At 37.5% G+C, this 12,377-nt stretch carries 9 protein-coding genes; 5 read left to right on the top strand and 4 right to left on the bottom strand.

What is annotated here, in order from left to right:
- Positions 1–126: 126 nt before the first annotated feature.
- The gene (locus MHUN_RS02160; protein ID WP_048067210.1) at positions 127–1,857 is read right to left on the bottom strand and encodes a NosD domain-containing protein; all 1,731 of its coding nucleotides are present in this window, start codon (positions 1,855–1,857) and stop codon (positions 127–129) included.
- 176 nt (positions 1,858–2,033) lie between these two features.
- Between MHUN_RS02160 and MHUN_RS02155 the strand changes: the two genes are divergently transcribed.
- Entirely contained in the window at positions 2,034–3,671 is a 1,638-nt protein-coding gene (locus MHUN_RS02155) for an IS1182-like element ISMhu1 family transposase (RefSeq protein WP_011447217.1), read from the top strand.
- A gap of 397 nt (positions 3,672–4,068) precedes the next feature.
- On the opposite strand, the gene MHUN_RS02150 is transcribed toward MHUN_RS02155, so the two are convergent.
- The gene (locus MHUN_RS02150; protein ID WP_011447469.1) at positions 4,069–5,499 is read right to left on the bottom strand and encodes an ATP-binding protein; all 1,431 of its coding nucleotides are present in this window, start codon (positions 5,497–5,499) and stop codon (positions 4,069–4,071) included.
- Positions 5,500–5,670: 171 nt separating this feature from the next.
- The gene (locus MHUN_RS02145; protein WP_011447468.1) at positions 5,671–6,849 is read right to left on the bottom strand and encodes an ATP-binding protein; all 1,179 of its coding nucleotides are present in this window, start codon (positions 6,847–6,849) and stop codon (positions 5,671–5,673) included.
- Between the two features lie 377 nt (positions 6,850–7,226).
- On the opposite strand from MHUN_RS02145, the gene MHUN_RS02140 reads away from it, so the two are divergent.
- Positions 7,227–7,850 (top strand): AAA family ATPase, encoded by a 624-nt coding sequence (locus MHUN_RS02140; RefSeq protein WP_275039207.1) that lies wholly within the window; start codon positions 7,227–7,229, stop codon positions 7,848–7,850.
- Between the two features lie 22 nt (positions 7,851–7,872).
- On the opposite strand, the gene MHUN_RS02135 is transcribed toward MHUN_RS02140, so the two are convergent.
- Complete coding sequence (locus tag MHUN_RS02135; RefSeq protein ID WP_011447087.1) at positions 7,873–9,483, bottom strand: IS1182-like element ISMhu2 family transposase; 1,611 nt, start codon at positions 9,481–9,483, stop codon at positions 7,873–7,875.
- A 170-nt stretch (positions 9,484–9,653) separates the two neighbouring features.
- Between MHUN_RS02135 and MHUN_RS19380 the strand changes: the two genes are divergently transcribed.
- The 3 genes from MHUN_RS19380 to MHUN_RS02125 all read left to right on the top strand — a co-directional run bounded on the left by MHUN_RS19380 (position 9,654) and on the right by MHUN_RS02125 (position 12,333).
- Positions 9,654–10,070 carry a hypothetical protein gene (locus MHUN_RS19380; protein ID WP_052288793.1) on the top strand — a complete coding sequence of 139 codons (417 nt, stop codon included), beginning with the start codon at positions 9,654–9,656 and terminating at the stop codon, positions 10,068–10,070.
- Complete coding sequence (locus MHUN_RS19375; RefSeq protein WP_338040851.1) at positions 9,953–10,225, top strand: PD-(D/E)XK nuclease domain-containing protein; 273 nt, start codon at positions 9,953–9,955, stop codon at positions 10,223–10,225. Before MHUN_RS19380 ends, MHUN_RS19375 begins: the two co-directional genes overlap by 118 nt.
- 389 nt (positions 10,226–10,614) lie before the next feature.
- Positions 10,615–12,333 (top strand): ATP-binding protein, encoded by a 1,719-nt coding sequence (locus MHUN_RS02125; protein ID WP_011447466.1) that lies wholly within the window; start codon positions 10,615–10,617, stop codon positions 12,331–12,333.
- Positions 12,334–12,377 lie beyond the last annotated feature (44 nt).

Below are 12,377 nucleotides of genomic sequence, written 5' to 3'. Positions count from 1 at the left end.
TTTCAATTAATAATTCATTCTTTTCGCGATAAAAATCCATAATTAATGCAAAATTAAAGAGACATTACAACAAAAACATGAGAAAAATTATGGGTGAATAGCAAGACTCTCATCTGCATCATCCAACTATAGAACGGTAATACAATTATTACAGACTGAATTACCCCCAGTTATATCATTAAACGCTCTGAGTGAAACCGAATACCGTCCAGGAATCATATATATATGTTCCGGATCCTTCTCTGTTGAATTACTGCCATCACCAAACTGCCAGTACCAGGAATTCGGACTTCCAATTGAATTATCAGTAAATTGCACTTTCAGAGGATAGTTCCCAACACTGGGTGAGTACGTAAACCGGACATGAACCTGATCCTGTTCAGGGCTGCCATTCGTTTCTATGATATGATCCTGATCAATAGATGAAAAGGTATAAGAAGGAGCCGATGCATTCAAAAATCCATCTACCCGGAGATTATTCAATACAGCCCCGGGTTTTGCCTGTGTTATATAGTATGGATCTGAATACCGGGGATAGGTGATATTTCCAATGGGATGGATAATTGTCCATTCATCAGCAAAAGATGACACATTATGACCGATTCTGACTAGTGGAGCGGTATCATACACACCCTGGCCAGACTTCACCTCGTAGGGAACCTGCGAATACCCGGTCACTGATGGAGCCTGGATATCAGACCAGCCGTTCCCATCAGGATTACTCCAATAATTACCTGCAATAAATGGTCCTGATATGATGTTTTTACCTGGAGTCGGTCCATTCGGATTTGTCCAGGTGATATTTTCTATATGCCCTGCTCCATCAAGATGCACAAGGCTCCCAAAGTAATTATCAAATATCGCACCATACCCACAACTGTTATTCTGAAGAATAAAGAGGTCAGCCTGTGTATGAGCGGTGATACGATTATGTCGTACGATGAGGTCTCGTGCCTGGTCAGATATCCTGATACCGAGAGAATTGTTCACCACCATATTTCCTGAAAGAGTCGTATTATTACTACGAGCTGTTGTATCTATTCCAGCTCGAGAATTCTGAATGGCAATATTGTCGTGAACAACCCCATGCGGCATGTAGCTGATCAATCCACTATACCCATTCATGAGGGCAATATTATCCTTCATGATCGTATAGTACCCTTTTCCTGTATCACCAGGATCAGGACCTACATAGACACCTCCAGCAGCAATCCCATATCGATAATTATTGATAGCATAGTTCCTTGAGATATCTGCATGATTTCCATGATTTAATATCCCGTTCCTCCCCCGAAAGACATAATTATGATATAAAGATGAATTATCACCATATGAAAAGATACAAACATCACCAGTATCTTCAACCGTATTAAAATGTATCTGTGAATAATTTCCTCTTGATTGAATACCATGGGCTGATGCATTTCTGATCGTGTTATTATGTATGAATGCGTATTCACCTTCAGAATAAATACCATGGTAAAAATCTGAAATCAGACTGAAATTTCTAATAATACACTGATAACTCTCTGGCAGGATTTGCACACCATCACAAAATCCTCCAGAACCCATGACCTGGTGGCCACTTCCATCCAGTGTAACGCTCTGATTTTCGAGTCGGATTGCATAGTCTTCTGATGTGGTTCTCATATTATCTGTGCAGTAATACAAACCCGGAGCAAGGATCCGAATCTGCCCATCCGAATAATCACCAATGAATATATAATCAGAACCAGAATGACCAGGTATAAGCGGTATTCCAATATTTTGAACTCCAAAGATACCTGAATCACTTAATTGGGCTGAAACATGAAAGATGCCTGTAATCAAACCGATGCAAAAAAACGTGGTAATCATCACATTCCTTAAACACATATCCCTACTCTCCCCATGAATAACTCGCAAACCTGTCCCTTCGAAATATCAAAATAATTAAATAATAATGAGGGTGTTGCACAACTCAGATCCCCCCATAATTTTTTAACTAAGGTCAATCAAAAGTACTTTACCTTAGTACGTCCAACATATACTCAATGTATAATACGATAGGTCGGGATTTTGAACAACTTTACCTTCTCCCTGAGGATATTAGAGACTGGGTTCCGAGTGATGATTTCTGTCATATATTAATTGATTTAATCTCAATTCTCGACCTATCCCCATTATATAAGGAATACCGGGAAGACGGCCAAGGTGCGGCATTTTATCATCCAGAAATAATGACTGGTTTGATCATTTACTCATATTTTAATGGAGTTCGTTCAAGCCGTCAAATAGAGAATAAATGCAGATACGATGTAGGATTTAGAATAGTAACCCGCAATTCTCTCCCAGACCATTCCACAATCTCGCGATTTATCAAGAAAAACAGTTCTTTTATTGGACAACTTTTCATTCCAGTATTGACTCTCCTTAATGAAGCAGGATTAATCAATAACGTCCTTCTCGCCTTGGATGGAACAAAACTAAAGGCGAATGCTTCACTTGGATCGAACATGCCATATGAAAAGATTGAGGGAGAAATTCAAAAATATCTAAAGGAAGTCCAAGAAAAAGATGATGTCGAGGATCGTCTTTATGGCCCGGATAAATCAGGTAACGAGGTTCCCGATGATTTTAAGACTCACTCAAAAAGGATAAAACGATTCATTCAAGCAAAAGAACGACTTGAGGCTGAACATAAGGAGAAATCCCAAAAAAAGGAAGAGAAGATTGCCCAAAGGGAGGAAGAGGAGAGAGAGTCTGGAAAAAGGAAACGAGGTAGAAAACCTAAAAAGCCTGCAAAAAACCCTGATGAACAAAGTCTTGCAAACACTACAGATCCTGATAGTTCAATAATGAAAAGTGGGCCTGGTTGTATTCAAGGATATAATGGCCAGATAATTGTAAACCAGGATGGCTATATTCTGGTTCCGTTTTTAAGTAATTCACCCGTTGATTACAGATTACTTCAACCATGTTATGAAAGATTAGAGGAAATTGCTCAATTAACCGGCTTATCGCTTGAATATCTTAATTTACTTACTGATGCTGGTTATTGGAGCTATGAAAACTATCTGTATATGAAACAGCAGGATATTGGATTTCTCTGTTCTACATGCCATGAACCAGATATTTTCAGTATTAGAGGCCTCGAGAGAAGTTTACTTGAACTTGAACGAATTTCCGATCAACTTTTTGATGGCATTTGCAGTATTCCAACGTTAGCATCTATTGGTGATTGGTGTACGAGAAATCTCATTCAAGATGATAATATTCCAACACCCGCTTCTATTGCTAAAGGGATTATGGAAGTGACAATGACTCCGTATGGTGCCAAAAAGACATATTCACAACGAAAAACGATTGTTGAACCCGCATTTGGATGGATTAAAGAAAATCGCAATTTAAGAAAATTGCAGAGAAGGGGAATATCACATTGTCAGGATGAATGGAGTTTGATTTGTTTAACACAGAATCTTCGGAAGGTCTGTTCAAGAGGGGAGTTGAAGAAATTCAGAGAACTGATCCTGCAAAAGAAGCGGCATATTATCTGTAATAAGGGAGTGGGTATTAGAATACCTTATTCAATATTGTCCGATGCATTATCATCTTTGGGCAGAATGATCGGAGACAATTTTCTAAAGATGTTGATAAGAAAAAGTACTTACCAAAAATTTTCCAAATTTTAGTCATGCAACACCCTCTAATCTATAATAAATTATGACTAGATAAAACTTACCGATCTGTATAAGGTCAAAAAACGATATGATCAACGGCTCTATCACTTTTCCAATGATCCATGACTGATATTTGAAAGAGTATCACCTAATTTTCTGTATTTTTCCTACTCTTCTCGAAAAATGAATGTACGAAAGGTAACCATCATTATTATTCAACTTTCTCAGCTCATAACCTGCAGTTTGTTCCATCATCCCAGAAAAAACCTGACTGCAGGATTAATGTGATACTCTTTCTTTTCATCAGGAGATAATTAGAGTTTCGGCAATATTAATTCTGATATAAATACCCTTAAAACTCTATGCAGGGTTTGTTCATGAATCACGATGGATCTCTCTGGTTTCTGGATCAGATTAACTCATTCAGTTCAAAAACCTTAACCCCTTTATTCGTAAATATATCTCTCCCTTCTACAGTCCTTGCAGCTATGCCCAGGGTTACCGGATATGTTAATCTCTTCACCATACCGGTTTTCACCTCAAGGTTTTTCAGGATGATTTCCGTATCTTCATAACTCAGCTCCCGGTTTTTTATCTCCACAGCAAGTGATCCAGCAGACCCTATTGCAAGAAGATCAATCTCATCACCCCGCCTGTTCCACCAGGATCCAAACCGTTCATAATCAGTAGCAAGCCGGGGAACCAATAATTCCCTGACCATCTCTTCAACCTGCCATCCGGCAAAATCATTCCATTCATCCAGGATTTTTTGTTTCAGGAGGTCATACCTTCCATGTTGGTACAGAGTCATATTCCGATAGATATACCTGCAATAAAACCGGATAAACGGATCTTTCAGGAGATATCTTCCCATTTTTGAATGGAACCGCTCCTCAGTTACCGGCACCCGGTATTCAATGATGCCAAGAATATCTGATAATTCGGTGAGATATGGGGGGAGAGAACTTGGAGCAATATGAGTCAGATCTGCAATCGTCTTCTGGGTAGATCTCCCGTCTGCAAGTGCTCCAAGAATCTCGTAGTATGTCGTATGACCCCCACCAAACTCTTCTATCAGCATGGCACTCATCTCCTGAGAAAGAGGAGCGAGATTACTCAGAATCACTCTATCCAGGGCTTCTTCAAAAGAATGACAACCATATTTCTCAAGTATGTGATAATAATAGATTATTCCACCAAAGAGGAGATACAATCGTAGTTTTTCTTCCCTGTTGTTGACACAAAGATCATCAAGAATGGAGAAGCATTCAGATGCCTGGAATGGCTTTAAGGTGATAATTGAGTCTGCCCGACGGAAAAGAGGAGCTTTAGTATCGATAAAGATCTTCTGTATCATTCCGACTGATGAACCTGAAGCAATGAGAAAGAGATGTGATTCTTTCCCCTTTAGATCCCACATGTTCTGAAGCTGTGAAATAAAAGCGGGATAAATGTCTAAGAAACGTTGGAATTCATCAAAAACTACGATAAATGGTCTTTCAATCCCAAAGAGAAATTCCAGAAAGGCTTCGGGAGTTGGAAATGAGATATATTGAGGAAGGGAAAGGACTTCTCGAATGTATGAGGTATATTCAGCAATCAGGATATCAATATTTTTGTGAGGATCAACATACAGGTATATGCCATCCTTCCCTTTCAAAAATTCCTTAATAAGTTCTGTTTTTCCGATACGTCTCCGGCCGGTTATGACTGCAAATGAGGGTGCCTTCTCATGGAGCATGGTTAACAGTGATAACTCATCCTGTCTTCCATAAAATTTTATATAATTACATTCATAATCATTATATTTATAATTATTATGTATTTCTAAGGCATTCAATATACTCTTTCAATGTCACAAAAAATAAATAAATTTTAATTTACAATGAAATATTATTATTCATAACCCGAAATCCCCCGGCCTGATTATCAACGGGAAAAACTAAATGCCAACCAATCCTCCTGAAAATCTGGTGTCAGGTACCAATATAATGGTTCAATGGCGGGAATTTTAGAGTAAATCATAGATCGGCCCTAATGAATCATAGGGTAGCACATGACACTGACCTCTCATCTGATTAGTCACACCACCATACACTACAAAGGATCTCTCAGGTTTCTGACCGGATAATCTATTCCAATATTCAATATTCTTAAAATAATCTCCGGATATTGTCCTTCCGGCTTTCATCTCAACAGGTATTAATTCAGTCCCTGCCCTGTCAATCAGACAGTCTATCTCATATCCACTCTTATCTCTCCAGAAATAGAGATTACTTTCAAATCCCCGGTTTAACCGGTATTTCAGGAACTCACCGATGATAAAGGTTTCAAATAGCCCGCCTTTCATGGGATGATTTAAAATCTCTTCAGATGAGCGGATTCCGATAAGATAGGCGGCAAGACCGGGATCAGTAAAATAGAGTTTCGGCATTTGCACAAGCCTTTTATTAAAATTTTTGTGGTGAGTTCTTACCAGAAATACAATGAAGGATGTCTCTAATAGCGATAACCAATCCTGAGCAGTTTTATAGTTTATTCCACAATCATTTCCAAGTGAGGAAAAATTTACAATTTGTCCAACCCGGTTTGCACACATCCTCAGGAATGTCTGGAATAATGAGAGATTCTGGACCTGCTTTAATTGCCTGAGGTCCCGTTCCAGATATGTCTGAACATATGCGGAATAGTAATCAGATGGAATGATAGTATCGGTGTAAAGTCTGGGGTAGCACCCCTGATAGAGATAATCTTCATAGTTTTTTTTGTGAATTCCATTCCGATGTAACTCATCCATGGAGAGGGGGAGTAACTTGAGAATTCCAATCCTTCCTGCAAGGGACTGGGATATCTTTTCCATCAATAGGAAATTCTGGGATCCGGTAAGAATGAATCTGCCAGTCGTGTCCTTGTTGTCTATGATTCCCTGAAGGTAGGAGAATAACTGAGGAACATGCTGAGCTTCATCAATAATTGCCCCTGTTTTTGTATATTGAAGAAGAAAAGTCCGGGGGTCTTCTTCAGCAAACCGCCGGGTATCCGGGTCTTCAAGCAGCGTATATGGTATATCTGGAAAGATATCCCTGACTAATGTCGTTTTTCCAGATTGACGCGGTCCGATTACTGCAACAGCTGGAAATCCAATGGCTAATTGTTTCAGCTTCTCTCCGGCAGTTCTCTGAATCATCATTTTTGCCAAATTAGTATTGCAATTCCTAATTTGTCCTATTGGAAGAAAATAATTGTGGTGAAAATTTTCAGGAATGAAGAGAGAATTGCCAGTAACAGGATCTCCCAATTAATAAGTTGAGAAAGTATAGATTATTAATATGTATCATGAATAGGTTTTGGTGTTTGATTACTATCGACAATTTTCTTATATTCTTTGACCTACATTCTCATGTATCTGCATCATGAAAGTCATTACCAATCCTGTTTCATGGCTCGTGATATCGAGCATTTGCCATTTCATAGATTTCAAATAGAAATTGTGTAAACGCCATTGTAATACGAAGAAGAGTAATTATTTAATCCCATACTCTTAAATCCGGATTCCCCCAGGTATATATAATAATTGATGAATATGATAACTTTGTAAACCAACTTATTACCTTGAATCAGGACCGGTTGTACGAGGAAATCACATCGGGGGACAGTTTTTTCAGGACCTTTTTCAAGGTGCTTAAAGAAGGCAGACAGACAGGATCTGTTGCAAACGTATTTATTACCGGAGTCCTCCCAATTACTATTGAGGATCTGACTTCCAGTTATAATATCGGAACATTTCTTACCCTTGGTTCTTCCTTTGAACATATGCTTGGGTTCACCCAGACTGAAGTGAATTCTCTCATAGATACAATCTACCAGGATTATGGAATTGATCCATCTACCAGGAAGCTGGTTGATGAGGTAATAAAAAGCCAGTATAATGGCTACCATTTTGTCAACACAAATATCGATGCAGTATATAACCCGACAATGCTTATGTCCTTTCTCCGGGAATTCTGTGACCAGAAAATTATTCCAAAAAATCTCACTGATCTGAACCTTCGAACAGATCTTTCATGGGTTAAGCGGATTACCAACCGACCGGAGAACACTGAAGAGATCCTCACCGATCTCATTCAATCAAATACAATTCCTTATGAGGGTGTTGCACCAATGATCAATATCATGCAGGATCACAAATGATCGATCTCTACCCCTTAAGCTATCAACCAAAATAGACTAATTGATGTATGAACCTGCATGTATCAATTCCCACTTTACATACTGTGTTTGCAAAAATATAGGAAAAACCTGAACCTCTTGACGGTTTTATAATATTCGTAGCAAATTCTTTAATTTTAACTATACCCTCAAATCTGATAAGTTTTTTTATATTATGCACTAATGCAGCTAAAAAGAATTCTCCCTCGCAATTCTCTTTCCCTTTTTGAGAGAAACTCCTAAACCTCATATTATGTTTCATATTACCAAAAACTGGTTCGACCATGTATTTTCGTTTTCGATATAACTCTCTACCAGTGGGGGATTTCACACGTACTTCCATAACTCGTTTACAAATTTCCTGAGTTGTTGCTTGTTTCTCTCTGTTCATAAAAGATTGCCAAACAAACGTCCCGATACTTTGCAATTCCGGAAATGTGATTATTTCTCCCATACAAATCGCCCGACATATCATTTCCATTCGTGAGATATACCCATCATTATCTGAATATTCTGGAATTTTTCTTTCTTTAGAAGGAGGGATGATGAGTTGAATGCCATAATCCAATTCTGCTAAAGAATTCGGGTATGAGAAATAACCTGCATCAGATAGTAGTATATTAGGCGAAATTGATGGATGAATACCCGTAAAAAGGTCTTCGAGTTCATTTAGCATAGGTATTAATAATTTTTTATCGTTTTGCTCATCTGATATCATTGCAGCGAGGATAAATTGATTTTCAGAAACGATAATCTGCCCATTATACCCTTGAATCCAGCCATTGGTGGTTGACATTATCTGACTTTCAGGATCAGTGAGATTTACTTTTGAATCTGAAGATGGCTCTTTTTTAGGCTCTAAAGGCTTTCTACCTCGTTTCTTTTTACCCGATTCTAATTCTTCTTTTTCGCGGTCCAGAATCTTTTCTTCTTGTTTTTTAGATTCGATATCATGTCGTTCAATTAATTTCTCTTTAGCCCGATTAAGAACTTCCTTTCGTTTTTCTTTTGTTGAAAGATGCTCAGGTAGTCGGTTAATCTCCATATCCTGAATATTTATATCATCGTTTTCTAACTCATCAATTTCCTGTGATTCATCAAAAAGCCGACCTAGCTCTGCTTCAAGGTATTTTAATTTTTTATTGGCTGATAAAGAGGCATTACAGCCAAATTTTGATCCATCGAGGGCTAGGACACCGATTCTTGCTATCCCGGATTCTACGATAATTTGAGATAATTGTTTAAAAAGGGATTTGATTTCTTTTGAATTATTCTTCTTGAAACGATAGATCGTTGTATGGTCAGGTGTAAGATTATTGGCGACGATCCGATATCCAATATCATAATGGCAGCACATCTCAATTTTTCTGCTAGATTTTTCTCCACGAATCATTGAATAAATTATTATTCCAAGCATTGAACGAGGATCAAAAAAGGCAGAACCGCGACCATCGTCACGATATTTATTAATAAATGGACTAATATCGAGAATCGAAAGAATTTCTAATATGCCATAAGTAATATCATTTTCAGATAGCCAGTCCATCGCATTGACAGGGAGTAAAAATTGTTGTTCATTACCATATCCTCTAATCATGTTATAGCGATGAGACATATAATATATTGATCTTAATAATATATATAATTAAGCTTTAATAATTTATATTAAGCTTTTTTTGTGTTTGTGCAACAGCCTCTTATGACGAGGAATATCTTGTTTCAAAATTCAACAAAAATCAATTTTTTAATAGGAATTATTACCCAATCTCTTTGTTTTACCTTGGCATGCTCACCAGGAAAGATGAGTTTATGCTGGAACTTCCCAATCTTTCCATGAGAAAGATCTTTACCGAATACTATAACGAACTCCTTCATATCGATGTATCTACCCGGTATGCATCCATGATGCAGAAGTTCATTCATAATCCAAACCTTGAACAACTCTTCACAGATTATTGGGAACTTTATATCAGGCAATTCCCTGAAGCAATCTTCACTTCGGTGAATGAAAATTTTTATCGCACGACTTTTTATGAACTCTGTAGCAGATATCTCTCAACCTGGTTTACCTGGAACGTTGAACGATCATACCTGAAGGAAGATCTGATCTTGAATTTGTTGGAAAATATCATGAGCGGTTTGCCGGACTTCGATTGGTTATTGAATTTAAATACCTGTCAAATACTGAATTTTCCCGGATGAAAGAAAAACTTGAAGATTTTAAAATGAGGAAAGAGGATACGATCCAGATAGAAGGGTATGCAAAAAGCTTGATACAGGAAAATCCTGAGGCACATATCCGGCTGTTTGTGATATATTGCATAGGTAACACCGGGTTTAAAATATTTGGAATATGAAATAGGAAGATACGGCACGATTTCAGCCTGTCATGACTTGATCAGGATTTATTAATTGTCATCACAACAGAATGAAAATCCGATTATAGAAATTGTCGATACATCTCCAATAAAAACCGTTACTCTATTTTTATCATCACCACTCTACATAAAAAAACGTTCGGCCTACAAGATGTCAATGTGACCATAGGGTCGTTCGATATAACTTTAATGAATTTATAACGCTGGCGATGAGAGGGCAAATATTTGAAAATTCAGGGCACCTTTCATCAATAGGCTGATCACAATCAGATACATTCCGTAGACAATTCATCATACCTCTTATCGCCCTTAACCAAGTATAAGTTAAATATTTACCACCGGAATCACAATCTAATGGACTATTAAATATGCAAAAAAATATCCCCTATGGAATAATGAATTTTGCCGAATTAATTCTGGAAGACCGTTATTTCATTGATAAAACACAATATATATCAGAATTGGAGCTAATAAAAAACCCCATTTTCTTACGGCCAAGAAGGTTTGGAAAATCACTCTTCTGTTCAATGCTCAAGTATTATTATGATATTAAAGAGAAAGATAATTTTGAAAAATATTTCAGCCATACCTGGATTGGACAGCATCCCACTCATAACCATAACAAGTATATTATTTTACACCTGGATTTTTCTAGAGTTGAACCTGAAAATTCAATAGAGAAAATTGAGCATAATTTTAAACAATACTGCAATAACCTGCTCATATTACTTCAAAAGTCTTATTCAGGAGTCTTGGGATCAGCTCCGGATCTTCCCGTAGATAATCCAGCCTCTACAAACCTTGGGATATGGCTGGATGCAATTCAATTATCCGGTGGCCCACCGGTTTATGTAATTATTGATGAATATGATAATTTTGTCAACCATTTCATTACCAGTCATCAGGATCATCTGTATAAGGACATTACATCAACTGAAAGTTTTTTCAGGAGTTTTTTTAAAGTTCTTAAAAATGGAAGACAAACCGGGTCTATCGCAAATCTCTTCATCACCGGTGTATTGCCCATTACTATTGATGATCTCACCTCTAGTTATAATATTGGAACATTTCTTACACTGGACCCATCCTTTGAACACATGCTTGGATTTACCCAGACAGAAGTTGATCAACTTCTGGATTTTATATATAGAGACTATGGAATGGATTTTTCCACTCGAAAACAGGTAAATGAAGTTATTAAAAGTCAGTATAACGGGTATCATTTTGTTCATACCAATTCTGATGCCTTATATAACCCAACAATGCTCATGTTCTTCCTTCGGGAATTCTGTGATCAAAAAATAATTCCAAAAAACCTTACGGATCTGAACCTTCGAACAGATCTGTCATGGGTTAAGCGGATTACCAACCAACCTGAGAATACTGAAGAGATTCTCACCGACATTCTCAAAACCAATACTATACCCTATGATGAGGAATACCTCATTTCGAAATTTAACAAATCCCAGTTCTTTAATAAAAATTACTATCCAATCTCATTATTTTACCTTGGGATGCTCACCAGAAAAGATGATTTTTCCCTTGAACTGCCCAATCTCTCCATGAGGAAGATCTTTACAGAATATTACAACGAACTCCTTCATATCGATGTATCTACCCGGTATGCATCCATGATGCAGGACTTTATCGATAATCCTGATTTGGAGAGGCTCTTTTCTAATTATTGGGATCTATATATCAGACAGTTTCCTGAAGCAGTCTTCACTCAGGTCAATGAGAATTTTTACCGCACGACTTTTTATGAACTCTGCAGCAGATATCTCTCAAACTGGTTTATCTGGAACATTGAGCGATCATATCCTCAGGGAAGATCTGATCTTGAGTTCGTGGGAAAATATCATGAACGGTTTGCGAACCTCCGCTGGGTGATTGAATTCAAATACTTTTCCAATACTGAATTCTCAAAAATGAAGTGCAAAATCGAAGATATCCCCTTGAAAGAAGAAGATACCAGACAGATTCAGGGGTATGCACAAGGCCTCATGCAGGAATATCCAGAAGCATCAATCCGACTTTTTGTCATATATTGTATCGGGAACCAGGGCTTTCGGGTATTTGAAGTTTAAAATCGGAAGATCAGGTAACTATTTTTAAATGATAAAAATGTAAC

This window comes from Methanospirillum hungatei JF-1 (genome assembly GCF_000013445.1).
GTDB classification, from domain to species: Archaea; Halobacteriota; Methanomicrobia; order Methanomicrobiales; family Methanospirillaceae; genus Methanospirillum; species Methanospirillum hungatei.
Note: the sequence above shows the minus strand (reverse complement) of the source record. Positions and strands in the feature narration are given on the sequence as shown.